24 protein-coding genes are annotated in these 24372 nt (G+C 70.2%); 14 read left to right on the top strand and 10 right to left on the bottom strand.

Annotated features, from left to right (window positions below; translation table 11 throughout):
* Nucleotides 1-10: 10 nt before the first annotated feature.
* On the bottom strand, nucleotides 11-376 hold the full coding sequence (locus ACFPIH_RS04870) for a hypothetical protein (protein ID WP_381179708.1): 366 nt from the start codon (nucleotides 374-376) through the stop codon (nucleotides 11-13).
* Between the two features lie 272 nt (nucleotides 377-648).
* On the opposite strand from ACFPIH_RS04870, the gene ACFPIH_RS04865 reads away from it, so the two are divergent.
* The 5 genes from ACFPIH_RS04865 to ACFPIH_RS04845 all read left to right on the top strand — a co-directional run bounded on the left by ACFPIH_RS04865 (nucleotide 649) and on the right by ACFPIH_RS04845 (nucleotide 6817).
* Nucleotides 649-1314 carry a DUF3105 domain-containing protein gene (locus ACFPIH_RS04865; protein ID WP_381179705.1) on the top strand — a complete coding sequence of 222 codons (666 nt, stop codon included), beginning with the start codon at nucleotides 649-651 and terminating at the stop codon, nucleotides 1312-1314.
* An 11-nt stretch (nucleotides 1315-1325) separates the two neighbouring features.
* Nucleotides 1326-1925, top strand: coding sequence for a DUF305 domain-containing protein (locus ACFPIH_RS04860; protein WP_381179702.1), 600 nt, complete (start codon nucleotides 1326-1328; stop codon nucleotides 1923-1925).
* A 198-nt stretch (nucleotides 1926-2123) separates the two neighbouring features.
* Complete coding sequence (locus ACFPIH_RS04855; protein WP_381179699.1) at nucleotides 2124-4064, top strand: S53 family peptidase; 1941 nt, start codon at nucleotides 2124-2126, stop codon at nucleotides 4062-4064.
* Nucleotides 4065-4146: 82 nt separating this feature from the next.
* On the top strand, nucleotides 4147-5901 hold the full coding sequence (locus ACFPIH_RS04850) for an NAD+ synthase (protein WP_381179696.1): 1755 nt from the start codon (nucleotides 4147-4149) through the stop codon (nucleotides 5899-5901).
* A gap of 37 nt (nucleotides 5902-5938) precedes the next feature.
* Entirely contained in the window at nucleotides 5939-6817 is an 879-nt protein-coding gene (locus tag ACFPIH_RS04845) for an NAD-dependent epimerase/dehydratase family protein (protein ID WP_381179693.1), read from the top strand.
* A 56-nt stretch (nucleotides 6818-6873) separates the two neighbouring features.
* Here ACFPIH_RS04845 and ACFPIH_RS04840 read toward each other — a convergent pair whose 3' ends face one another.
* A complete protein-coding gene (locus tag ACFPIH_RS04840; protein WP_381179690.1) occupies nucleotides 6874-7623 on the bottom strand; it encodes a MerR family transcriptional regulator in 750 nt (249 codons plus the stop codon).
* Between the two features lie 47 nt (nucleotides 7624-7670).
* Here ACFPIH_RS04840 and ACFPIH_RS04835 point away from each other — a divergent pair, with 47 nt between their 5' ends.
* Nucleotides 7671-8192, top strand: a complete 522-nt coding sequence (locus ACFPIH_RS04835) for a DUF6194 family protein (protein ID WP_381179934.1) — start codon at nucleotides 7671-7673, stop codon at nucleotides 8190-8192.
* A gap of 1 nt (nucleotide 8193) precedes the next feature.
* Nucleotides 8194-8964, top strand: a complete 771-nt coding sequence (locus ACFPIH_RS04830; RefSeq protein WP_381179931.1) for an SDR family oxidoreductase — start codon at nucleotides 8194-8196, stop codon at nucleotides 8962-8964.
* A 107-nt stretch (nucleotides 8965-9071) separates the two neighbouring features.
* On the opposite strand, the gene ACFPIH_RS04825 is transcribed toward ACFPIH_RS04830, so the two are convergent.
* Complete coding sequence (locus ACFPIH_RS04825; protein ID WP_381179687.1) at nucleotides 9072-9488, bottom strand: MarR family winged helix-turn-helix transcriptional regulator; 417 nt, start codon at nucleotides 9486-9488, stop codon at nucleotides 9072-9074.
* 122 nt (nucleotides 9489-9610) lie between these two features.
* On the opposite strand from ACFPIH_RS04825, the gene ACFPIH_RS04820 reads away from it, so the two are divergent.
* Both ACFPIH_RS04820 and ACFPIH_RS04815 read left to right on the top strand, forming a co-directional pair.
* Nucleotides 9611-10525, top strand: coding sequence for an alpha/beta hydrolase (locus tag ACFPIH_RS04820; RefSeq protein ID WP_381179684.1), 915 nt, complete (start codon nucleotides 9611-9613; stop codon nucleotides 10523-10525).
* A gap of 83 nt (nucleotides 10526-10608) precedes the next feature.
* Nucleotides 10609-11247: an HAD family hydrolase gene (locus tag ACFPIH_RS04815; protein WP_381179681.1), complete on the top strand. Its 639-nt coding sequence runs from the start codon at nucleotides 10609-10611 to the stop codon at nucleotides 11245-11247.
* 22 nt (nucleotides 11248-11269) lie between these two features.
* On the opposite strand, the gene ACFPIH_RS04810 is transcribed toward ACFPIH_RS04815, so the two are convergent.
* Both ACFPIH_RS04810 and ACFPIH_RS04805 read right to left on the bottom strand, forming a co-directional pair.
* The gene (locus ACFPIH_RS04810) at nucleotides 11270-11785 is read right to left on the bottom strand and encodes a GNAT family N-acetyltransferase (RefSeq protein ID WP_381179678.1); all 516 of its coding nucleotides are present in this window, start codon (nucleotides 11783-11785) and stop codon (nucleotides 11270-11272) included.
* Between the two features lie 25 nt (nucleotides 11786-11810).
* On the bottom strand, nucleotides 11811-12587 hold the full coding sequence (locus ACFPIH_RS04805; protein WP_381179675.1) for a GntR family transcriptional regulator: 777 nt from the start codon (nucleotides 12585-12587) through the stop codon (nucleotides 11811-11813).
* 212 nt (nucleotides 12588-12799) lie between these two features.
* Here ACFPIH_RS04805 and ACFPIH_RS04800 point away from each other — a divergent pair, with 212 nt between their 5' ends.
* Together ACFPIH_RS04800 and ACFPIH_RS04795 are read left to right on the top strand one after the other, a co-directional pair.
* The gene (locus tag ACFPIH_RS04800) at nucleotides 12800-13117 is read left to right on the top strand and encodes a hypothetical protein (RefSeq protein ID WP_381179673.1); all 318 of its coding nucleotides are present in this window, start codon (nucleotides 12800-12802) and stop codon (nucleotides 13115-13117) included.
* Nucleotides 13114-13446, top strand: a complete 333-nt coding sequence (locus ACFPIH_RS04795; RefSeq protein ID WP_381179670.1) for a hypothetical protein — start codon at nucleotides 13114-13116, stop codon at nucleotides 13444-13446. The genes ACFPIH_RS04800 and ACFPIH_RS04795 overlap by 4 nt, the downstream gene beginning before the upstream one ends.
* Here the strand turns inward: ACFPIH_RS04795 and ACFPIH_RS04790 are convergent.
* The 4 genes from ACFPIH_RS04790 to ACFPIH_RS04775 all read right to left on the bottom strand — a co-directional run bounded on the left by ACFPIH_RS04790 (nucleotide 13443) and on the right by ACFPIH_RS04775 (nucleotide 18302).
* On the bottom strand, nucleotides 13443-14672 hold the full coding sequence (locus ACFPIH_RS04790) for an MFS transporter (protein WP_381179667.1): 1230 nt from the start codon (nucleotides 14670-14672) through the stop codon (nucleotides 13443-13445). The two genes, ACFPIH_RS04795 and ACFPIH_RS04790, sit on opposite strands and share 4 nt — an antisense overlap.
* A 116-nt stretch (nucleotides 14673-14788) precedes the next feature.
* Nucleotides 14789-15766 carry an endonuclease/exonuclease/phosphatase family protein gene (locus tag ACFPIH_RS04785; RefSeq protein WP_381179928.1) on the bottom strand — a complete coding sequence of 326 codons (978 nt, stop codon included), beginning with the start codon at nucleotides 15764-15766 and terminating at the stop codon, nucleotides 14789-14791.
* 276 nt (nucleotides 15767-16042) lie between these two features.
* A complete protein-coding gene (locus tag ACFPIH_RS04780; protein ID WP_381179664.1) occupies nucleotides 16043-16666 on the bottom strand; it encodes a TetR/AcrR family transcriptional regulator in 624 nt (207 codons plus the stop codon).
* 46 nt (nucleotides 16667-16712) lie between these two features.
* Nucleotides 16713-18302, bottom strand: coding sequence for an MFS transporter (locus ACFPIH_RS04775; RefSeq protein ID WP_381179661.1), 1590 nt, complete (start codon nucleotides 18300-18302; stop codon nucleotides 16713-16715).
* A gap of 177 nt (nucleotides 18303-18479) precedes the next feature.
* On the opposite strand from ACFPIH_RS04775, the gene panB reads away from it, so the two are divergent.
* The 3 genes from panB to ACFPIH_RS04760 all read left to right on the top strand — a co-directional run bounded on the left by panB (nucleotide 18480) and on the right by ACFPIH_RS04760 (nucleotide 21358).
* Entirely contained in the window at nucleotides 18480-19364 is an 885-nt protein-coding gene (gene panB / locus ACFPIH_RS04770) for a 3-methyl-2-oxobutanoate hydroxymethyltransferase (RefSeq protein WP_381179658.1), read from the top strand.
* A gap of 156 nt (nucleotides 19365-19520) precedes the next feature.
* Nucleotides 19521-20546 carry an ATP-binding cassette domain-containing protein gene (locus ACFPIH_RS04765; RefSeq protein WP_381179655.1) on the top strand — a complete coding sequence of 342 codons (1026 nt, stop codon included), beginning with the start codon at nucleotides 19521-19523 and terminating at the stop codon, nucleotides 20544-20546.
* Nucleotides 20543-21358, top strand: coding sequence for an ABC transporter permease (locus tag ACFPIH_RS04760; RefSeq protein WP_381179652.1), 816 nt, complete (start codon nucleotides 20543-20545; stop codon nucleotides 21356-21358). The genes ACFPIH_RS04765 and ACFPIH_RS04760 overlap by 4 nt, the downstream gene beginning before the upstream one ends.
* A gap of 13 nt (nucleotides 21359-21371) precedes the next feature.
* Here the strand turns inward: ACFPIH_RS04760 and ACFPIH_RS04755 are convergent.
* Nucleotides 21372-24372, bottom strand: a 3001-nt coding sequence (locus tag ACFPIH_RS04755; protein WP_381179649.1) for an ATP-binding protein, incomplete at its 5' end; no start/stop codon positions are given.

The raw sequence follows: 24372 nt of genomic DNA, 5'->3' as shown, positions 1-24372 counted from the left end.
GGAAAGGCTTCTACGGCCGGTTGAGCTTGATCGAGTTGACCGGCGTCAGGTCGGCCCACACGCCGCCCTGGGCCGGGATGGTGTAGTTGCAGTTCGTGCCGCCGTAGTTCAGGCACAGTTCCGCCGTGGCGCCACCGGTCTGGTTGTTGAGGACCCAGTGCCAGCCGACCTGGTTGCTCAGGTTGTGGGCCCCGTAGGTGAGGTACTTGTTGCTCGGGCTCTGGGCGGGGTCCTGGCCCTGCGGGTAGATGCAGACGTAACCGCTCGGACACCCGGCCCAGTCGTCGGCCGGCCTGGCCTCGGCCGTACCGGTCAGCGCCATCGTCGCGGCGGCGGCGGTGACGAGTGCGGCAACCCCGCTGAACACCTTGCGCATTGTTTCCCCCTTGCGTTCATCCTGCCTGGTCGCAGGCCGTGCTCGGTCTGTCGCCATCAGACTGGCCGCCGTGCCCCGAGAGGTCGACGGGTTTCCTGTTTCCCATCACCACGCCACCCGGGAAACCGCCCGTGATCAGCACTGTCCGGGGAAGGAGGGCAACGCCGCAGGGGCCTGCCCACGACATCTCCCACGCCTCCCCATTACGATCAGTTGACCTGTACGACAGAAACACCACGCCTCCCGCCCCTTTCCCCCAGAAGGACAGGCCCATGGGTTCCGCCAACAAGACCAGCAGCGCGGCGCGCAAGGCGCGTATAGAGGAGATGCGGCGTGCCGAGAAGGCACGTGAGCGGCGCAACCGGATCTTCGCGATCACCGGCAGTGCCGTCGCCGTGGCCGCGCTCGTGGCCGGCGGTGTGTTCGTCATCCAGGCGCAGAAGGACGACGACTCCTCCAGCGCCGCCGACTCCAAGACCTCGGGGAGCTTCGTCACCGGCTCGGACGGCGTGAAGACCTGGAAGGGCACCCTGGGGCGGACGCACGTCGCCAAGACGGTGAAGTACCCGACCGAGCCCCCGGTCGGCGGCAACCACAACCAGGTGTGGATGAACTGCAACGGCGACGTCTACACCAAGGCTGTGGACAACATGAACGCCGTGCACTCGCTCGAGCACGGCGCGGTGTGGGTGACGTACAACAGCAAGGCCGGCAAGGCCGACGTCGACGCGCTCGCGGCGAAGGTGAAGAAGACGCCGTACACGCTGATGAGCCCGGACGACGCTCAGGCCGACCCGATCATGCTGACGGCGTGGGGGCACCAGCGCACGGTGACCGGGGCCGACGACGCGAACGTGGCCAAGTTCTTCGAGAAGTACGTACAGGGCGAGCAGACGCCCGAGCCGGGCGCGGCGTGCACGGGCGGTCTGTCGAAGTGAGGTACGCGGGCGTGGCCGTCGCCGTGGCCGGGGTGCTGGTCGCGGCGGGGGCCATCACGTACTCCGTCGCCGAGGACGGCGGGGCGGACGCCGCGGCCCCGGCCGCGGACTCGGCCGACGCCGGGTTCGCCCGGGACATGGCCGTGCACCACCAGCAGGCCGTGGAGATGTCGTACATCGTGCGCGACCGCACGGACGACGAGGAGGTCCGCCGGCTCGCCTACGACATCGCGCAGACGCAGGCCAACCAGCGCGGCATGCTGCTGGGCTGGCTCGATCTGTGGGGGCTGCCGAAGGTGTCGTCCAAGGAACCCATGAGCTGGATGGGCATGGGCGGCATGAGCGACGGCGAGGACGGCGCGCTGATGCCCGGGATGGCCACCAACACCGAGCTGAAGAAGCTCGGGACGCTGAACGGCAAGGCGGCCGAGGTGCTCTTCCTGCAGCTGATGACCAAGCACCACAAGGGCGGTGTCCACATGGCCCAGGGCTGTGCGGACAAGTGCACGGTGGGCGTGGAGAAGCGGCTCGCGCAGGGCATGGTGGAGGCGCAGCAGTCGGAGATCGACCTGATGGCGGGGATGCTGAAGGCGCGCGGAGCCAAGCCGTAGAAGGCCCCTTAGCCGACTCTCCGGACCAATCCGTAGGGTTTTCCCTCGATTTCACGGACGTATCCGTCAAATCAGCCCAGCAAGCGGTCACTTGGCCTCTTCTTGGTGTTCGCATTCCCCTGGCATGAACGGTTCATCGCAAGAGTGGCCAGCACGCAGAGTGATCCACTCGCGTCGAACCACATATCAGGGGGTCCCATGAGATCCAACCGCGCCGCGCTGCGCGCCGGGGTGAGCATGGCAGCGACACTGCCCATGATCGCCGGCGCGCTCGCGCTCGGCATACCCGCGGCGCACGCCGCGGACGGCCCGGCCCGTGACACGCTGGCCGGGACCAGGCCCGCGTGGGCCACGGCCAAGGCGGACAAGGGCGCGACCTCGGACAGCAGCCAGGTGCACGCCCGTGTCTACCTCGCGGGACGGGATGCCACCGGCCTCGCCGCGTACGCGAAGGCGGTGTCCGACCCGCGCTCGGCCGCCTACGGCAAGTACCTCTCAGCGAAGCAGGCGCAGGCCCGCTTCGGCGCCACCAAGGCTCAGGTGGCGGCGGTCAGGTCGTGGCTGACGGCAGCCGGTCTGAAGGTCACCGGCACCACGCAGCACTACGTCTCCGTCAGCGGTGACGTGGCCGCCGCCGAGAAGGCGTTCGGCACCCAGCTGCACAACTACGCCAAGGGCTCGAAGACCTACCGCGCGCCGTCGAAGACCGCGTCGGCGCCGGCGGGCCTGGACGGTGCCGTCCTGACCGTCACCGGCCTGGACAACGCGCCGCACAGGGCCAGCTCCAAGGACGAACTCCCGCCGCCGGACGCGGTGTTCAAGAACGCCGGGCCGTTCTCCTCGTACTACGGCTCCACCACCGCGAGCACCCTGCCGTCGGCGTACGGCAAGAAGATCCCGTACGCCGTCCAGGGCTACACCGGCAAGCAGCTGCGGGCCGCCTACGGTGCCGGGAGGTACACCGGCAAGCATGTGCGCGTCGCCATCACCGACGCGTACGCCTCGCCGACGATCGCCCTCGACGCGGCCACCTACGCGAAGGCGCACGGCGACAAGTTCTGGAAGACGGGCCAGCTGACCCAGGTGCTGCCCTCGGACTACACCAAGACCGAGGAGTGCGGGGCGGCCGGCTGGTACGGCGAGGAGACCCTCGACGTCGAGGCCGTGCACGCGGTCGCGCCGGCCGCGGACGTCACGTACGTGGGCGCCGCGTCCTGCTACGACGACGATCTGCTCGACTCGCTCAGCAAGGTCGTCGACAACCACCTGGCCGACATCGTCTCCAACTCCTGGGGCGACATCGAGGCCAACCAGACGCCGGACCTCGCGGCCGCCTACGACCAGGTCTTCCAGTTCGGCGCGGTCGAGGGGATCGGTTTCTACTTCTCCTCCGGCGACAACGGCGACGAGGTCGCCAACACCGGTACGAAGCAGGTCGACACCCCGGCCAACTCGGCGTGGGTGACGGCGGTCGGCGGCACCTCGCTGGCGGTCGGCAAGGGCGACAAGTACCTGTGGGAGACCGGCTGGGGCACCGAGAAGGCCTCGCTGTCCGCCGACGGCAAGAGCTGGACCGGCTTCCCCGGCGCGTTCACCTCGGGTGCGGGCGGTGGCACCAGCAAGACGGTCGCCGAGCCCTTCTACCAGAAGGGTGTCGTCCCGAACGCGCTGGCCAAGGCCAACAGCGCGGCCGGCAACCGGGTCGTCCCGGACATCTCGGCGATCGCCGACCCGAACACCGGCTTCAAGGTCGGCCAGACCCAGACCTTCCCGGACGGGTCGCAGCAGTACAGCGAGTACCGCATCGGCGGCACCTCGCTGGCCGCTCCGGTGATCGCGGCGGTCCAGGCCCTCGCCCAGGAGGCGCGCGGCGGCAAGGCGATCGGTTTCGCCAACCCGTCGATCTACTCCAAGTTCGGCTCGCGGGTCTACCACGACGTCACGGACAACCCGACGGGCTCCGGGCTCGCGGTCGCGCGCGTCGACTTCGCCAACAGCTACGACGCCTCCGACGGCCTGCTGACCTCGGTCCGCAGCCTCGGCAAGGACAGCTCGCTGTCCGCGGTGAAGGGCTACGACGACGTCACCGGCGTGGGCACGCCCACGAGCGGTTACATCGAGTCGTACCGGCGCCGCTAGAGGCTCATGGGGATGGGGGTGCGTGAGGTGTGTGACACCTCACGCACCCCCATCGCGTCGCTCTGACGATTACACTGAACGCGTGCCTCAACTTCGTCTCGCCCTGAACCAGATCGACACACGTGTCGGCGACATCGCCGGAAACACCGAAACGATCCTCCGCTGGACCCGGCACTCCGCCGAGCAGGGAGCGCATCTCGTGGCGTTCCCGGAGATGGCGCTGACCGGCTATCCCGTCGAGGACCTCGCCCTGCGCTCGTCCTTCGTCGAGGCCTCCCGCGCGGCCCTGCGCACGCTCGCCGTGCGCCTCGCCGAGGAGGGCTTCGGGGATCTGCCGGTGGTCGTCGGCTACCTCGACCGGTCGGAGAACGACCAGCCGAAGTTCGGCCGCCCGGCCGGCTCCCCGCGCGACGCGGCGGCGGTCCTGTACGGCGGCGAGGTGGCCCTGGCCTACTCCAAGCACCACCTCCCCAACTACGGCGTCTTCGACGAGTTCCGCTACTTCGTGCCCGGCGACACCCTGCCGGTGATCCGGGTGCACGGCGTGGACGTGGCCCTCGCGATCTGCGAGGACCTCTGGCAGGACGGCGGCCGGGTGCCCGCGGCGCGCTCCGCCGAGGCCGGTCTGCTGCTCTCCATCAACGCCTCCCCCTACGAGCGCGACAAGGACGACACCCGTCTGGAGCTGGTCCGCAAGCGGGCCCAGGAGGCGGGCTGCACCATCGCCTACCTCGCGATGATGGGCGGCCAGGACGAACTGGTCTTCGACGGCGACTCGATCGTCGTCGACCGGGACGGCGAGGTGGTGGCGCGGGCTCCGCAGTTCTCCGAGGGCTGTGTGGTCCTGGACCTGGACCTCCCGGCGGCGTCGGCGGTGGCCCCGACGGGCGTGGTGGACGACGGCCTGCGCATCGAACGCGTCGTCCTGTCCGAGGACCCGCTCACGCCGTACGACCCCTCGATGACCGGCGGCCACGCGGATCGCCTGGACGACGACGAGGAGGTCTACTCGGCCCTGGTGGTAGGCCTGCGCGCCTATGTCGTGAAGAACAACTTCCGCTCGGTCCTCATCGGCCTGTCCGGCGGTATCGACTCGGCGCTGGTGGCGGCGATCGCGTGCGACGCGGTGGGCCCGGCGAATGTGTACGGCGTGTCCATGCCGTCGAAGTACTCCTCCGACCACTCGAAGGGCGACGCGGCGGAGCTGGCGCGCCGCACCGGTCTGAACTTCCGTACGGTGTCGATCGCCCCCATGTTCGACGCGTACATGGGCTCCGTCGACCTGACCGGCCTGGCGGAGGAGAACCTCCAGTCCCGCCTCCGCGGCACCCTCCTGATGGCGATCTCCAACCAGGAGGGCCACATCGTCCTCGCCCCCGGCAACAAGTCGGAGCTGGCGGTCGGCTACTCGACGCTGTACGGCGACTCGGTCGGCGCGTACGGCCCCATCAAGGACGTCTACAAGACGTCGATCTTCCGCCTGGCCGAATGGCGCAACCGCGCGGCGGAGGAACGCGGCGAAACCCCGCCGATCCCCGAGAACTCGATCACGAAACCCCCCAGCGCGGAACTCCGCCCCGGCCAGGTCGACACGGACTCCCTCCCCGACTACCCCGTCCTGGACGCGATCCTCGACCTGTACGTCGACCGGGACCAGGGCGCGGACGCGATCGTCGCGGCGGGATACGACCGTGAGCTGGTCGTGAAGACCCTGCGCATGGTGGACACCGCGGAGTACAAGCGCCGCCAGTACCCGCCGGGCACGAAGATCTCGGCGAAGGGCTTCGGCAAGGACCGCCGCCTGCCGATCACGAGCAGCTGGCGCGAGTCGGTGTAACCGTCGCAACCGTCGAGTTCGTACCTCTGGAGTACTCATGCGGGTCTTAGTCGCCGGCGCCACCGGTGCCGTCGGCCGTCCGCTCGTCCCGATGCTGGTCGCGGCCGGGCACGAGGTCACCGGAACCTCCCGGACCCCGGCAGGGGTCGAGCGGATCCGCAGCCTCGGTGCGACGGGTGTCCGAGTCGACGCGCTCGACGCCGAGCGGCTCCGGAACGCGGTCCGCGCGGCGGCGCCGGACGCGGTGATCCATCAGCTCACCGACCTCTCCGCCGCCGACGGAGCCGCCAACGGCCGGATCCGCCGCGAGGGCACCCGCCATCTCGTGGACGCCGCGAAGGCGGCCGGCGTCGGCCGGATCGTCGTCCAGTCGATCTCCTGGGCGTACGAGCCCGGCGACCGCCCCGCCGACGAGGCGGTCCCCCTCGACGGTACGACGACCGAACCCCGCACCCGAATGGTGGCCGCCGTCCGCGAGCTGGAGGAGACGGCGGCCGAGCTGGAGACGGCGGTCGTCCTGCGCTACGGCCTGCTGTACGGCCCCGGCACCTGGTACGCGCCGGGCGGCGCCTTCGCGGCGGCCCTGGCCGGCGACCGCTCGGCGGTGTTCCTGGGCAGCACCGTGGCGAACGACGCGGTGAGTTCCTTCGTCCACGTCGCCGACGCGGCGGCCGCGGCACTGGCCGCGCTCGACTGGCCGACCGGCCCGGTCAACATCGTGGACGACGAGCCCGCCCCGGCACACGTGTGGCTCCCGGCCCTGGCCCACGCCCTCGGCGCCCCCGCCCCGGCGCGGACTGCGGGCCGCCAAGGATGGGAGCAGGGCGCGCTCAACACGCTTGCGCGCAACCGGGGTTGGCAGCCGAAGTGGCCGACCTGGCGGACGGGTTTCGCCGCCCGGCACGACATCCGCTGAGTTGCCGCCTCGTTGAGCAGAGCGTTCCACTCCACAGCAGACCGCCGTGCGCCCACCTAGGTGGTCGTCGGTTCCTGAGCGGCTGCAACGACGGCCGCCAGGTCTGCGCCCGCTCGGAGTAGCGCCACGGTCCGTGTGGCGATCTGGTCAAGACGCTGTTGCAGGATGCGCTGGGTCTCTCCCGGGCCGTCGAGTCGGTGCAGGGAGCCCATGATCTCGCGCACCGCGGGAATGCCGTAACCGGCGCTGCGGAGGGCCGCGACGATTCGGGCCGCTCCGGCGGCTGCAAGACCGTAGCGGCGTGCTTGCAGTGACGTCACTCGCTCGGGGGTGACAAGCCCTTCCTGCTCCCAGAACCGCAGGGTGGAGGAGCGTACGTTGAGCGCTCCGGCGAGCTCGGTGATCGTCATCGCGTCACTGTCCTGCTCGAACTCGGATGTGTTCGCTTCGGCCCGGATCGCCCGCAACGCTTGTTGAGCGCGCAGGGCCTCCTCCCGTTCCCGCGCGAGCCGAACATGGACCGTGTTGATCGCTGAGGCCGCCTCCGCGATCGTCTCCGTTCGCAGCTCCGCGAGCATCTGCCGGGCTGTGACAGGCCCAACAGCACCTGCGAGTCCCCGATAGGCGCGAAGGGCGTGCACGTGCAGCGGTGTGTAGGAACGGTAGCCGTTGCTCGATCGAGCGGCCGGTGGAATGACTCCCAGCCTCTCCAGGTCGCGAACCTGTTGCACCGAGTACCCCGACTGCATGGCGACATCGGTGGTTCGGAGCGGTACCCGTTGCGATCCGCTCACCAGCTCGCCCATCGGCCAACCCCACATAAGCACTTGAAGGTGATGCTTGAACCATGAGTATGGAACAGATCATCGCGACCGTGCGAGGCTTCGCCGGCGCGCTCGTGGTCGTCCCGCAGCCGGGCGGCGACTTCCCCGAGCTCGCGTGGGGGGACGCGTTCTTCTACTACGCCCCCGACGGCCAGATGCCGCAGAACGTCCAGCCCTACGGAACGATCGTCATCAAGAACTACCCCGACGACGCCGCTTCCGACCTTGACCCTCCGGGCCGCTGGCGCGTGAACATCCACGCCGACCGTGCGACGTTCCGGGAGCTCACGGGCGAGGAAGCGCGCAGCCTCACCCGGCCTCGCGACTACGCGGCCGCCGACAGCGTGATGCCGCACCCGGTATACGGGGCACTCGGCTGGATCTCCGTCGTCAATCCTGGTGAGAGGACGACGGACACGGTCGTACAGCTTCTGCGCAGCGCCCACGACGCCGCTCGTGCCAGGTTCGCGCGGCGACACGAACCAGGAAAATCGGGTTGCCGTCCCCGTGCAGCAGGCCGAACGATTGCGCCTTGTGACGACTGCCGATGAGATGCCGCTGTTCGATGCCGCCAGGCCGGTCGCGTTGGTGACGGGCGTCGGCCGGTCCGTCGGAATCGGTGCGGGGATCGCTCGCCGACTGGCCGAGGCGGGCTGGAACGTCGCCTTCACCTACTGGACGCCGTACGACGCGCGCATGGCCTGGGGCATCGAGGCTGACGCCGCGGACACCATGGCCCAGGCCCTGGAGGAACGGGGCGCCGACACTGCGGCGGTCGAGGCGGACCTCGCCGATCCCGAGGCCCCGGAGCGCGTCTTCGACCAGGCTCAGAGCCGTCTCGGTGGCATCACCGCGTTGGTGATGTGCCACTGCGAGTCGGTGGACTCCGGCCTGCTCGACACCACCGTGGAGAGCTTCGACCGCCACTTCGCGGTCAATGCGCGTGCCACCTGGCTGCTGATCCGTGAGTTCGGCCGTCGCTTCCACGGGGCTCCGGGAACCGGACGCGTGATCGGCCTCACCAGCGACCACACCGTCGGCAACCTGCCCTACGGGGCGAGCAAGGGCGCACTCGACCGCATCACCCTGGCCGCCGCCCACGAACTCGCCCACCTCGGGATCACCGCCAACGTGATCAACCCGGGCCCGGTCGACACCGGGTGGATGTCCGACGACATCCGCGATCACGTACTGCGCCAGACACCGCTGGGACGTCTGAGCAGCCCGCAGGACACCGCTCACCTGGTGGAGTTCCTGTGCTCACCGCAGGGCCAGTGGATCAACGGCCAGCTGCTGAAGAGCAACGGCGGTTTCGCCGACTGACCAGCCGACCCGACTACGCTGCCTCCGGCGACTCAGCGGTTGGATGTGGGGTGACCTCCGAGCCTGTCCGTGTGCTTCAGCGCGGCCGGCCGCCCGTCGTCATGGCCTCATTCTGGCGGCTTGAGCATCTCCAGAAGGATGCGTTGCAGCTCGGTGCGGTCCTGCGGGGTGATCCTCGCCAGCCTGCGGTCGAACTCCGCCGCGAGCGCTGAGAGCGCATGGTCCCGCGCCGCCTCGCCCTCGGCAGTCAGGATGAGCCGATGCCGCCGCAGGTCCTCGTCGTCGATCTCGCGCCGCATGAACCCCTTGGCGACGAGGTTGCGGACGTAGACCGTCACGCTCGCTTTGGGGATCATCAGCGCCGCCGCGAGTTCGGCGGGGTACGGCGACGCGGCCACCTCGGCCAGCACGAAGAACTCCTTCGTCTCCAGCCCGAGCCCGGCCAGTTCAGCGCTGCAGGCATCCATTACGACGCTCAGCAGACGATGGTTCAGCGTCCACAGCTGTGCCCCGTCAACCGCCACGCAAGCCCCTCCATCCGTCCAGGTGGTACAGTTCTGAATTAGTTCCAAACTGTATCAGATGATGTTTCGTACTGGACAGTTACGGAACAAACACCTACGTGATACGTGAAAGGCGCCATCAGATGCTTCAGCACATCACGATCCCGCGCGGACCGATCGATCTCGCGGCCGACCTCCACCTGCCCGACAGCATCGACGATGCGGCGCCGCTGCGCGCCGTGGTGCTCTCCACGCCCGGCAGCAGCGTGAGGGAGCAGATCGGCGCGAACTACGCATCCCGTCTCTCCGCCCGCGGCGTCGCGGCGCTCGTGTTCGACCCCGCCCATCAAGGTCGGAGCGGCGGAGAGCCCCGCGACCTCGAAGACCCCTACCGCCGCGGCGAGGACATCTCCTACGCGATCGACGCGCTCAGTACGATCCCCGGCATCGCCCCGGAACGCATCGGCGTCCTCGGCGTCTGCGCCGGCGGAGGCTACGCAGTGCACACCGCCCGCACGGACCATCGCATCAAGGCGGTCGGCACGGTCGTCCCAGTCAACATGGGCACGTCGTTCCGCGACTTCCAGCCGGATGGCGCGGCGGCCGCACTCGACACCATGGCCGACGCGCGCATCGAAGAGACCCGCTCCGGCGAGCCGACCCGCGTGAACTGGCTGCCCGACACCTTGGAAGAAGCCACAGCACTCGGGCTGACCGATATCGACACGACCCAGGCAGTCACCTACTACCGCACCGAGCGGGGCAGGAACGAACACTCCACGAACCGCCGCCTCTCGCGCGGCGACTCGCTGCTGCTGGGCTACGACGCGTATCACCTCGTCGACCAGCTCATGACCCAACCGCTGCAGGTCATCCTCGCCGGACGCATCGGCAACACCGGCTCCTACGAGTCCGGCACGCAGCTGTGGAAGCTGGCACCCAACCCGGTCGACCTCATGGTGATCGACGGCGCCGGCCACTACGAGATGTACGACGAGCCCGAGTACGTCGACGCCGCCGTCAACCGGCTCGTCAACTTCTACTTGAACAACCTGTAAATCATCCAGCCCGGTGAACCTGTGCGGTCAGGGCACTAGACCCCGGGCGGGCCCAAGGCCCCGTCCACTACCCTCCCGGGGTGATGGCGACCATCGTGCTGGACGTAGGCGAGACGATCACCCGCGACGACCGCTACTGGGCCTCCTGGGCCGACTGGCTGGACGTCACCCGTCACACGCTCTCCGCGCTCGTCGGCGCGGTCGTCGCAAGGGGCCAGGACAACGCAGATGCTCTGCGGCTCGCACGCCCCGGCTGCGATGTGGGAGCCGAGTACCGCGCCCGCGAAGCGGCCGGACACGGCGAGTACCTCGACGAGAGCGACCTCTACGACGATGTGCGCCATGCCCTGTCCGCACTGCGTGAACGCGGCGTGCGAGTCATCATCGCGGGCAACCAGACCACACGTGCAGGTGAACTGCTGCGCGCCCTCGCCCTACCGGCAGACCTGATCGTGACGTCGGAGGATTGGGGAGTCGCCAAACCTCAGCCGGCGTTCTTCGAGCGGGTACTGGAGGTCGCACAGGCCCCGGCCGACAGAACCCTGTACGTCGGCGACCACCCGGCCAACGACATCTTCCCGGCGAAGGCGGCAGGGCTGCGCACGGCACACCTCCGACGCGGGCCGTGGGGGTGCCTGTGGGCAGACGATCCGGAGGTCGTGGCCGCGGCGGACTGGCGGATCGACAGCCTCTCCGAACTGATCACGATCGTCGGCGACTGACGAGCCCGTACGCGCGGATCGGTCAAGCACCGGGGGCGGCATAGCAGATGGCCTCGATGCTCTGCCCCGCGCCGAAGTGGTGTGTCGTACGGCCCGTCCTGAGCCAGCCAAGGCGTTCGTAGAGGCGCAGGGCCGCCTGGTCCTTGACCATCACATCCAGAACCAGGCGGCGGCCATGACTCACCCCGTAGCCCATGGCCGTCCGAACCAACTGCGCACCCACCGCGCGGTTACGTACGTCCCTGACGACGAACAGCCGGGCCAGTACGCCGATGTGCTGCTCGTCGTCCGCGCTCTGTTCGGCCCACAGCGACACGGCGCCCTCGCCACGCGGCCGCATCACCGCGACATGGCCGACGATCCTTCCCTCCACCTCCGCGACCCAGGAGGCCAGTACGTCCTCGGACCGCAGCCATTCCTCGGGGCGGGCCACGCCCTCGACCGGGTAGCCGTCAGTGGCGTGCACGTCGGTCAGCGCCGCTGCGGCGCCGGGGAGATCCGTGTCCTCGAACGGGCGGATGACGGTGCTGCTCAGCATGCTGGGCTCCTCGGACATGCGGCGATCACTCGACAGACAGTTCGTAGAGCAGGCCGGTCAGGTCGGCGCGGTGCACGTAGCGGGACACTTCGAACGGCTCGCTCTCCTGGTCAAGGCTCGTGTGCAGGACCTCGATGACGGGAACCCCGGAGAGCAGCCCGAGAACCTCGGCCTCGGCCGGTGTCGGCATGCGTGCCGTGATCTCGTCCCGTACCCGGGTCATGACGTGGCCGAGTTCTTCGAGCCGGCCGTAGATCCCGTCCTTGCCGGTCCGGGGCTGGGTCAGCGGCGTACCCTCGGCCTCGGCCCACCTGAGGTAGGTCGACACGATCTGCACGGGCTCGTCGTCGGCGAAGTAGTGGTTCTCCCGGTGCAGCACGCTCTCCTCGTCGGCCGACACGCCCAGGCGCTCGGCGATGTCGCGGGGCGGGCGCTCACGGGTGATACCGACGACGTCGATGCGGGCTTCCTTACCCTGACGCCTGGCTTCGAGCCGGAACGGAGTCAGACCGGTCTCGCGGTTGCTGCGCGAGTAGCGGTCGCTGCCGAACCGGAACAGCCGCTGCGGCTCCCGTACGAAGACCCCGCTTCCGTGACGGGCCGTCACCAGCCCTTCTTCCGAAAGAATCCGGATCGCCTCACGGGCCGTGTTACGCGCTGCTCCGTACTGCTGCGCGAGAGCCCGTTCGGAGGGCAGCTTCTCGCCGGCAGCGAAGCGCCCGGACTCGATGGCAGCCCGCAACTCTTCCGCGATACGTCTGCTCGGAGGCTGGTTCGAGGAGGAGCCGGGGGTCGTTGCCATGCCCCCAGCATATCAACTGGCTTAAGCCAGTAGCTTGACGCGGGCGGCCACCCGTCGCCAAACTGGCTTGAGCCAGTAGCCGACCGCTGTCGGCCGACACATGCCGGGACGGTGCCCTACCGCCAAGCAGACACACCGTCCCGGTCCCCTCGGAAGGGAGCCTCCATGATGCCCGCGACCCGAGCGACCGCGCACCTGCCAGAGGTGAGCGAGTGAGCTACGGCCGAGACACCGTCCCTCCTCCAGGTCTACGGCTGCTGCCCTGGGAGAGCGACACCGGTAAGACTTGCTTTCTGTCCACGGACGGCATCCCCGGCCGGTTGTCCCGGCTCGCGGACGAGATCGAAGCGGCCCAACTCCATGACGCCGCCGATGTCCTGGCGGGCGCGAAAGCCGTCCTCGACGATCACAAGGCCGGCGAGTACGCGCTACGAGGCGCCCTGCGGGCAACCTCCCAGGTCCTCGGCGATGTACTGCGCGCCGCCGACAGCCGGGGCGCCAGACTGCCCCAGCCGGACATCCACCCGTGACGGCGGCTGACCCGCCCGCCCTCTCCGCCGAGTGCACGACAGGCCAGCTCGCCGCCCCCTCCGCCGAACTCATGACGACCGGCGACGGTGTGATCCTCGTGGACGTCGCCACCGGTTCGCAGGCCTGGACGGAGCCCGTCGGGAGCGGCTGGAGCGTTCACCAGCGCGGGCCGCTGCGTCTGTGGGATGCCGTGGAGGAAGCCCTCGCGGCCTGGCAGGGCGCGGGGGCGCCCCCGCAGTCCGAGTTCGGGATGTCCGTGGGTGTCGACGGTGACCAGTGGGTCTGGGCCGGGAATCCGGAGGGACCCTCCTGGCGGTTGCCGGTCTAGCCGCGGCGGGCTTCCAACTCCGCCTCCGTCCGCCGAGGCGTGCCCGCGGCGACCACACGCTGTCGGCCGGCGCTCGGAGCGCGCCGGACATCCACCGCGTAGGCGATGCCCGCCACCCCCAGCCCCAGCACGCCCAGCCCCGCGCCCGCGAGTGCCGGGGACGTGACGCCGAAGCCTGCTGCCAGGGCCAGGCCGCCGATCCAGGCGCCGCCGGCGTTGGCGAGGTTGAAGGCCGCCTGGTTGGCGGAGGAGGCGAGGGAGGGGCCGGAGGCGGCCTTCTCCATGACCATCAGCATCAGCGGGGAGCCGGTGAGGAAGGCCGTGATGCCCAGCAGGACCACTGCCAGGGCCGCGCTCCACTCCGTGCGCATCAGCACCGGGAAGAGGGCGAGGACGGCCACCAGGGAGGTCAGGCCGCCGAACAGGGTCGGGCGCAGGGCGTGGTCGGACAGCCGGCCGCCCAGCAGGTTGCCGATCGTCGCGCCGACGCCGAACAGGGCCAGGAGCAGCGTGACGCTGGAGTCGGCGTAGCCGGAGGCGTCCGTCAGCATCGGCGTGATGTAGCTGTACGCGGAGAACAGGGCGCCGAAGCCCGCCACCGTCGTACCGAGTGCCAGCCAGACCGGGAGGGACTTCAGGGCCGTCAGTTCGCCGCGCAGGCCCGCCTGCGGTGCGCCGACCGCCGTGCGCGGGATGAGCAGGCGCAGGGCGAGGATCGACACGACGCCGATCGCGCTCACGCCCACGAACGTCGCACGCCAGCCCAGGTGCTGGCCCACCAGCGTGGCCGCCGGGACGCCCGCGATGTTGGCGATGGTCAGGCCGAGGAACATGAGCGAGACCGAGCGGGCCTTGCGCTCGGGGGCGACCACGCTGGTGGCGACGACCGCGCCGACGCCGAAGAAGGCGCCGTGCGGCAGGCCGCTGAGGAAGCGGGCGGCCAGCAGCCAGTCGGCGTCCGGGGCGAGCGCGGACAGGGCGTTGCCCGCCACGAAGAGGATCATCAGCCCCGTCAGCACGGCCCGGCGCGGCATCCGGGCCGTCGCCGCGGCCAGCAGCGGGGCGCCGATCACGACGCCGAGGGCGTACGCGGAGACCAGGTGTCCGGCCGTGGGGAGGGAGATGTGCAGGTCCGCCGCGACTTCGGGCAGCAGGCCCATCATCACGAACTCGGTGGTGCCTATGCCGAAGGCGCCTATGGCGAGGGCGAGCAGGGCCAGGGGCATGGAGAGCGCAACCTTTCAAGGCGAGGGTGGGGTCTGTTCCATCGTATGTTCAGGTACGGAACAAACTCTCCCCCGCCCGGTATTCCGGAAGGTTGAGCCCTGGTTGCCGGAGGGTTTCAGGAATCGGTGAGCTTCACGCGGGCCGCCACCGGGAGGTGGTCGCTACCCGTCCGGGGGAGGGTCCAGGACGTCACCGGATCCACGCCCTTCACCATGATCTGGTCGATCCGCGCCATCGGGAACGACGCCGGCCAGCTGAAGCCGAAGCCGTTGCCCGCCGCGCCCTGCGTGGAACGCATCTGCGAGGTCACGGCGTTGAGCGAGCGGTCGTTCATGGTGCCGTTGAGGTCGCCGAGCAGGATCACCCTGGTCAGCTTCTCGTCGGCGATGGCCTCGCCCAGCGCGTCCGCGCTCTTGTCGCGCTGGCGGGCCGTGAAGCCGGCCTGGAGCTTGACCCGGACCGACGGGAGGTGGGCGACGTACACCGCGACGTCGCCCTCGGGCGTCGCCGCCGTCGCCCGCATCGCGCGCGTCCAGCCCAGCTTGATGTCGACGGGCTTGACGCCGCTCAGCGGGTACTTGCTCCACAGACCGACCGTGCCCTGCACCGAGTGGTACTTGTACGTCGTCTTGAGGACCTTCTCGTAGACCGGGACCGCCGACGTGGTCAGCTCCTCCAGGGCGACCATGTCCGCACCGGACTCGGCCACGTCCTCCGCGGTGTCCGTCGGGTCGGGGTTGTCGGCGTTGACGTTGTGCGTGGCGACGGTGAGGTCACCGCCGCTGCCGGTCTTGTCGCCGATCAGCCCGCCGAAGAGGTTCGTCCAGACGACGGCCGGCAGGACCACCGCGATCAGCGCGGTCGCCGACTTGCGGACCAGGGCCAGCAGGAACAGCAGCGGGATGAACACACCGATCCACGGCAGGAACGTCTCGATGAGACTGCCGAGGTTGCCGAACCGATTGGGGATGCGCGAGTGCAGCAGCATCACCAGGGAGAGGAGGAGGGCGATCCCGGCCAGCACCAGGCCGCGGCGCCAGATACGCGGGTCGCCGCGCCAGCCGGACGTCAGCCGGCCCGCCAGTCGTTCCATCAGGCGCCGGAGCCGGTCTCCCCGAGGCTCGGGTCCCGAGCCTCCGTTGCCGTCCGTCTCCGTCATGTACGCCTGCTGCGCCATACCGTCGCCTCACTGCCCGCCGTGCACACCGTCTCCCCCTTGGGTATGACCCTAGGGGATGTTCGGCTTCGATCCTGCCGTCCCTCGACGGCCGTACTCGGACGAGGACGAGCGAGGCGCCGGGCGCAGTTCCGGACGGGGCGTGTGATGCCCGTGCTGTAACGAAACGCGCACATTCAAGCCGTACAAGCTTCAATTGACAGGGCGTAGTCCGGCGAGCAGCGTGTCGACTATCCGTTCCGCGAGGCCCTCGCCGAGTTCGCCGCCGGGGCGCAGCACCGCGCGGACCAGCATGGGGCCGACGACGATGTCGTTCACCAGCTCCAGGTCCAGGTCGGCGCGGAGTTCGCCGTTCTCCTGGCCCCGGCGCAGAACCTCCAGGCCCAGGCTGCGCCGGGGGGCTATGACGGAGTTGTGGTACGCCGCCCAGATCTTGGGGCTGCTCTTCATCTGGGCGTGGACGTTGTGCAGGATCGCCGAGGAGCGGTTGGCCAGGCCGCGGCGGCGCAGCGACTCCAGCAGCGCGATCAGGTCGTCGCGCATGGAGGTGCCGGGCAGTTCGACGTCGTCCGGCTCGGCGGAGCGCAGGACGTCGACGAACAGCTCCTCCTTGCCGCTCCAGCGCCGGTAGATCGTGGCCTTGCCGACGCCGGCGGTGCGGGCGATGCGCTCCACGGAGATCTCCGCGAGCGGAACGCCGTCCTCCAGGAGCTTCATCGTCCCCTCGATGATGGCCCGTTCCACGGCCTCACTACGGGGGCGGCCCCGGACGGGCTGCTGCGGGGTGATCCCCCGGCCGGCGAGACTCACGGTCATCGGTCCTTTCGTCGTACCGGAGAGATTCTCCCCCCAGGACGGGCGGCTACGACTCCGAGGTCCCCACCAACTCCCCCTCCGGGGCGCCCTCCTGAGGCGCCTTCGGCTTCCCCGGCAGGAACAGGCCGACGACGACCGCCCCGGCCAGCGCCACTCCGGCCCCGCACAGCGCGGTGACGTGCATGGCGTGCAGGAACGCGTCGTTGGCGGGCCCGACCAGGTCGCGGGAGCCGAGCTTCGCGGCGACGCCGAGGGTCGCCTCGATGGATTCGCCGGCCGTCTCGCGCAGTGCCGCCGGGAGCCCGCCGAGGCTGCCCTCGATGCCGTTGCGGTACGACGCGGAGAGCACGGAGCCGAGTACGGCGATGCCGAGCGCGCCACCCAGTTGGCGGAAGGTGTTGCTGAGGGCGGAGGCGGAGCCGGCCTTCTCGCGGGGCAGGGCCTGCATGATGACCACGCTGGTCGGGGTCATGACGTGGGCCATACCGGTGCCCATGCAGAAGAACACGATCTCCAGGAGCCAGATCGGGGTGTCCGCGTCGAGCGTGGCGAACGCGACCAGGGTCGCCGTGAGCACGAGCATCGCGCCGGTGGTGGTGGCCCGCACCCCGAAGCGGTCCACGACCAGCCGGGCGCGCGGCGCGAAGACCAGCTGCGCGGCAGCCAGCGGAAGCAGCAGCAGACCGGACTGCAGCGGCGAGTAGCCCCGCACGCTCTGGGTGTAGAAGACGGAGAAGAAGGTCACACCCATCAGCGCGAAGAAGACGAGGGTGATGACGGCCATCGCGGCCGAGAACACCTTGTTCTTGAAGTAGGTGACGTCTATCGACGGGTGGTCGCTGCGCGCCTCGTACACGACGAACGCGGCGAGTACGACGAGACCGGCGCCGACCGTCGACAGCACGGCCGGGTCGGTGAAGTCGGCCAGTTCGCCGCCCTTGATGATGCCGTAGACGAGCAGGACGAGGCCGACGACGGACAGGACCACGCCGACGGCGTCGATGCGGCCCGGGTTGGGGTCGCGGGAGTCCGGCACCAGCCACAGCATCAGCGCGAACGCGATGATCACGATCGGCACGTTGACCAGGAAGACCGAGCCCCACCAGAAGTGGTCGAGGAGGAGGCCGCCGGTGATCGGGCCTATGGCGATGGCGAGGCCCACGCCGCCGGCCCAGATGCCGATCGCCTTGGGCTGCTCGTCGCGCTCGAAGACGTTCATCAGGACGGCGAGGGTGGCCGGCATCACGAACGCGGCGCCGACGGCCATCAGCGCGCGGAAGACGATGAGCTGCGCGGGCGAGCCGGACTCGGCGGCCAGCGCGGATCCGATGCCGAACACGGCGAGGCCGCCCAGCAGCACCTTCTTGCGGCCGAGACGGTCGCCGAGCAGGCCCGCGGTGAACAGCAGGCCGGCGAAGACGAGCGTGTAGGCGTTTATGGCCCACTCCAGCTCGCTCTGCGTGGCACCGAGGCCGATCGGGGCGGGCGTGGAGATGGTCTTGATCGCGACGTTCAGGATCGAGTTGTCGAGCACCACGATCAGGAGGCTGAGCATCAGCACGCCGAGTATCGCCCACCTGCGCCGGTGGACCGCTTCCGGCACCCGGGAAGGGGCGGGGACGGCAGGAGTAGTCATGGCGTCGAGACTAGGACTTTTTCAGACGCTTTCGATACGAGACCGTCTCGTATCTGAACTCCTTACTGAGGTTTTACCCACAGGGGGCAGTCTGGCCCCGCCCGGCGCGAGGTGCCACCATGGAGACGGTCCGGGGACGCCGTGAGGGTGCCCCGAGATGACGAAGGAGCCGTTGCAATGACGCAGCTTTCGGCTGCCCAGCCCGCATCGCAGAAGCAGCAGCACACCGACGGCAGCACCAACGCGCTGTACGGGGGCAAGGGCACACGCCGCATCACCGTCCGCGACATCGCGCTCGCCAAGGAGCGCGGCGAGAAGTGGCCGATGCTCACCGCGTACGACGCGATGACCGCGTCTGTGTTCGACGAGTCCGGGATCCCCGTGATGCTCGTCGGCGACTCGGCGGGCAACTGTCACCTGGGCTACGAGACCACCGTGCCGGTCACCCTCGACGAGATGACCATGCTGTCCGCGGCCGTCGTCCGGGGCACCCGGCGCGCCCTGATCGTCGGCGACCTGCCCTTCGGCTCCTACCAGGAGGGTCCGGTGCAGGCGCTGCGCTCGGCCACCCGCCTGGTGAAGGAGGCCGGGGTCGGGGCGGTGAAGCTGGAGGGCGGCGAGCGCTCGCACCGCCAGATCGAGCTCCTCGTCGAGTCCGGGATTCCGGTCATGGCCCACATCGGGCTCACCCCGCAGTCCGTGAACGCGATGGGCTACCGGGTGCAGGGCCGCGGCGAGGAGGCGGCGGCGCAGCTGCTGCGGGACGCGAAGGCCGTGCAGGACGCGGGCGCGTTCGCGGTGGTCCTCGAGCTGGTGCCGGCGGAACTGGCGGCCGAGGTGACCCGCGTGCTGCACATTCCGACGGTCGGGATCGGCGCCGGTGCCGAGACCGACGCGCAGGTGCTGGTGTGGACCGACATGCTCGGGCTGACCGGCGGTCGCGTCCCCAAGTTCGTGAAGCAGTACGCGAACCTGCGCGAGGTGATGGGCGGCGCGGCGAGGGCGTTCGCGGAGGACGTCGTCGGCGGAACGTTCCCTCTGGACGAGCACTCCGTCCACTAGGACCTGTCCGGCCGGACAGGTCCTTGGTCCCACCAGAGCCATCTCCGCACCTCGCGACAGCCCGCCGGCTTCCCCCACGGCGGGCTGTCGTGTTTGTAGTCGCGATGTCGGCGGGATGTCGGTCGTTTGTCGGTGGGGGTTGGCAGTGTTCCTGTCATGACGCGAATCGTGAAGGACAACGGGGGCGCGGGGAGCGCTGTGACCGTCCGGGGACTGGTCAAGCACTACGGCGAGACCAAGGCCCTGGACGGGGTCGATGTGGATGTGCGGGAAGGGACCGTGATGGGGGTGCTCGGGCCGAACGGCGCCGGGAAGACCACCCTTGTGCGGATCCTGTCCACCCTGCTCGCACCCGACGCCGGGCAGGCGACCGTCGCCGGCTACGACGTCGTACGGCAGCCCCGGCAGTTGCGCCGGGTGATCGGGCTGACCGGACAGTACGCCTCGGTGGACGAGAAGCTGCCGGGCTGGGAGAACCTCTATCTGATCGGGCGGCTGCTCGATCTGTCCCGCAAGGACGCGCGGACCCGGGCGGACGAACTGCTGGAGCGCTTCGCGCTGACGGACGCCGCGAAGCGGCCGGCGGGGACGTACTCGGGCGGTATGCGGCGGCGGCTCGACCTCGCCGCGTCGATGATCGGCCGGCCCGCCGTGCTGTTCCTCGACGAGCCGACCACCGGTCTCGACCCGCACACCCGCAACGAGGTGTGGGGTGAGGTGAAGGCGATGGTCGGGGACGGTGTGACCGTGCTGCTGACCACGCAGTACATGGAGGAGGCCGAGCAGCTCGCCTCCGAGCTGACCGTCGTCGACCGGGGCAAGGTCATCGCCAAGGGCGGTATCGACGAGCTGAAGGCGAAGGTCGGCGGGCGGACGCTGCGGGTGCGGCCGGCGGATCCGGTGCACCTGCGGCCCCTCGCCCGCGCGCTCGACGAGCTCGGCATCACCGGACTCGCGAGCACCGTCGTGGACACCGAGCGCGGCTCGGTGCTGGTGCCGGTGCTGAGCGACGAGCAGCTCACCGCGGTGATCGGCGCGGTCACCGCGCGCGGTATCACCCTCTCCTCCCTGACCACCGAACTGCCCAGCCTGGACGAGGTGTTCCTGTCCCTCACCGGCCACCGCGCCAGTGCCCCGCAGGACACCGTGCCCGCCGAGACCCTCGAGGAGGTCGCCGTATGAGCGCCGCCACTGTCACCGCCCCCGTCGTGGACGCCCGTATCCCGCTGCGCAACCACCTCCGGCACACCGGCGCGCTGATCCGCCGCAATCTGCTGTGGATCCGCCAGGACCCGGAGTCCATGTTCGACGCCGTGCTGTTCCCGGTGATCTTCACCCTGCTGTTCGTGTACGTCTTCGGCGGCTCCATCGGCCAGTCGCTGGGCGGCGGACAGGAGGCGTACGTGCAGTACGTCATCCCCGGGCTGCTGGCCATGATGGGGATGAACATGGCCCAGGGCGTGGGCACCGGGTTCAACACGGACTTCAACTCCGGGGTCATGGACCGCTTCCGGTCCCTGCCGATCGGGCGCGGCTCGGTGCTGATCGCCAAGATCATGGTCGAGCTGATGCGGATGCTCGTCGCGTGCGTGATCCTCATGATCGTGGCCGTGCTGGTGGGCTTCGACATCACCAACTGGCCGGGGCTGTTCGCCGCCGTGGGGCTCGCCACGCTGTTCGGCTCGGCGCTGATGTGGGTGTTCATCACCCTCGGTGTGACGATGAAGAGCGCGCAGTCGGTGCAGGCCATGGGCTTCCTGGTGCTGATGCCGCTGCAGTTCGGCTCGTCGATCTTCGCGCCGACCGGCTCGATGCCGGGCTGGCTGCAGAACTTCACCGAGTACAACCCGCTGTCCTCGCTCGCGGACGCGGCGCGCGGACTGATGGTGGGCGGTCCGGTCGCCCACGGGCTGTGGGTGACGCTGGCCTGGACGGTGGGTCTCACAGCGGTGATGGCACCGGTCGCGATCTACAAGTTCCGTACCAAGAACTGACGTTCACGGGCACTCACACCAGGGCGGCGGCCTCCTCGTAGGAGAGGGCGCCGCCCTCGGCGTACGCGGCCTCGAACGCCTCCTCGCCGAGGACGGCGCGGGCGGCGGCGGTGGCCCGGGCGCGGGTCTCGCGCTCGGTGCGTGCGTCGACATGGCTCGGGTGCAGCAGGGCCGCGGAGGTGCCGAGGCAGCGGGCGGCGTCCGCGGCACGGCGGCCGCCGTCGGCGCCGGCCAGGGCGAAGGCGGCGATGGTGAGGTAGAAGGCGCGCATGTGCGGGGCGATGTTCATGGACAGCTGTTCCGCGGCGTGCGCCAAGGCCTTGCGGATGGCGGTCAGGGCGTCCTCGTGGTTGCCGTCGACGGCTTCCACCCAGGCCTCCGCGCCGAGGATGAAGGCGTCGAACACGATGAAGTGCGCGAGGGAGAACGTCGCCCGCAGCAGCCGGAGTTGTTCCCGGGCCTCGGCTAGGCGGCCGGTGAGGGCGAGGTGCGCGGCGAGGAAGAGACGGGCGGCGGGCATCGCCTCGTTCGACCTGCTTTCGGGATTGTCGGCGACCTCTCGCAGCATGCGTTCGCCGCGCTCCTCCTCGCCCGCCTCCAGGAGCACGCTGCCCAGCCGGGCGCGCAGGACCGCCAACTGGTGCCGGGCGCCCAGCTGTTCGCCGTATTCCATGGCCTTCTCGTAGTCGGCGGCGGCCTCTCGGTAGGCGCCCAGCCGTTCATTGGCCTCGGCGCGCGCGGAGTAGGCCTCGGTCGTGCCCCAGGCGTCGCCCAGCCGGCGGAAGATCGTCAGTGCCTCATCGGCGTCTTCGCCCGCGGCGCCGGCCCAGTCGGAGCGGTTGGCGAGGAGGTTGGCGCGCAGTTGCAGGCTGCCCGCCAGCTCCCACTCGTAGCCGGGGGTGCGGCGGCAGGTCTCGACGTTGGCGTCGATGATGGCGCGGACCCGGTCCATGTCGCCGGTGAGTATCACGGCGAAGAACCAGAGCAGGCCGGGCGAGCGGCAGGTCTGCGGCATGCCGGGGGCGTAGGTCTCGCTCACGATGCGCAGCTTGCGCTGTGCCTCCGGGGTCTTCCAGGCCTCCAACTCGGTTTCCATACAGGCGAGATGGGCCAGATGGACGCCACGCCGGGCCTCGGCGAGGAGTTCCCCGGACAGTGGCGGCGGCCTGTCGGTGACCCGCTCCCACACCGGCGCGGCGGGGACGACGGGGTCGGCGAAGGGGTCCGGACCGAGTTCCATGACCGCGCTGCACCAGGTGCGGGCCTCGATACGCAGATCGCGCATCAGCCAGTACGGGACGAGGGAGAGGACAAGGCTGAGCCCCTCCTGCTCGTCGCGTGCGGCGACCGCGCGGTGCAGGGCGATCCGCAGGTTCTCGTACTCCAGCTGGAAGCGGTCGATGGCGTCGCGTTGCCGCGTTCCGCGAAGCAACGGCTCGGTGGTGCGGGCGAGTTCGCGGTAATACGTCAGATGCGCGCGCTCGGCGTCGGCACGCCGGCCCGACTCGTCGAGCCGCTCCCCGGCGTACTCGGCGACGGTCTCCAGAAGCCGGTAGCGCATCTCACCGTCGGCAGCCGGCGCGGCCACGACGAGGGACTTGTCGACGAGAGAGGCGAGGGGAACCAGCGGATCGGGGACGGCGGGGGTGGTGGGGACGGTGCAGACGGCCTCGACCGCGGCGAGGTCGCAGCCGCGCGCGAACACCGAGAGCCGGCGGAGGACTTCGCGCTCCTCCTCGTCGAGCAGGTCCCAGGACCAGTCCACCACCGCGCGCAGGGTCTGCTGGCGGGGCAGAACGGTACGGCTCCCCGAAGTCAGCAGCCGGAAACGGTCGTCGAGCCGGTCGGCTATCTGACGTGGCGTCAACATCCTTAGTCGGGCGGCCGCCAGCTCGATCGCGAGCGGCAGGCCGTCGAGCCGTCGGCAGATCTCGGCGCAGGCTTCCGGGTCGTCCTCGACACGGAAGCCGGGCCGGGCGGCGGCGCCCCGGTCGGCGAGCAGCCGCAACGCGAAGGGATCCGGCAGCGGCTCCACCTGCCGCAGCAACTCGCCCGGCACGCCGAGGGGTTCACGGCTGGTGGCGAGCACGGTCAACTCCGGGCAGCGCTCCAGGAGTTCGCCGACGAGCCGGGCGGCGACGCCGACGACGTGCTCGCAGTTGTCGAGGACGATCAGCATGCGGCGCGGGGCGCAGTGCTCCACCAGCCGCTCCACGGGCTCGTCGTACCGGTCGGCGACCGCCCGCATCTCCTCCGCGCCGGCGCCGTACAGCACGGTCTCGCGCGCCCCCAGGGCGGTCAGCACGGCCTGCGGGACGGCGTCCGGGTCGGCCACGGGAGCGAGCTCCACCAGCCAGACCCCGTCGGGTGCCCGGTCCCGTACGGCCTCGGCGGCCTCCTGCGACAACCTTGTCTTCCCGGCCCCGCCGGGCCCGAGCAACGTCACGAGCCGAGCGGTCGCGAGATCCCGGTCGATGACGTCGATCTCGGCCTTACGCCCGACGAAGGAGGTGAGCCGGGCCCGCAGGTTGCCGGGGATTTGGGTGGAGTTGGGGACGAGGGTGGGGGCAGTGTTCGGGGCGGCCGGGGTGCGTGGCGGCGACTGGGAGGCGGGATGGCCGGCACCGTCGTGGGAGTACGGCGAGGCCGAGCCGGGAGACGCCTGAGCGCCCCGGGCCCGTGCGCCCGGGCCGACGGGCTCGGCTGGAGCGACGGGAACGGCCTGGGCACCCAGGCGGGGGGCAGCGCGATACATACCGACGTACGGCGGAGGCTCGGCACCCGAGCCCGGGGCACCGCGGTCCGGGCCCGCATGCGGCGCAACCTGCCCACCCGAGCCCGGGGCAGCGGGGTTGGCGGCCGACGCGTACGGCACAGGCCCGGTGGTCGAGCCCGGGGCAGCGGGGTTGGCGGCCGACGCGTACGGCACAGGCCCGGTGGTCGAGCCCGGGGCAGCGGGGTTGGCGGCCGACGCGTACGGCACAGGCCCGGTGGTCGAGCCCGGGGCAGCGGGG

Source organism: Streptomyces vulcanius, assembly GCF_042653945.1.
GTDB lineage: Bacteria > Actinomycetota > Actinomycetes > Streptomycetales > Streptomycetaceae > Streptomyces > Streptomyces mangrovi.
The sequence above is the reverse complement of the archived record's forward strand: the minus strand, read 5'-3'. Positions and strand labels throughout refer to the sequence as shown.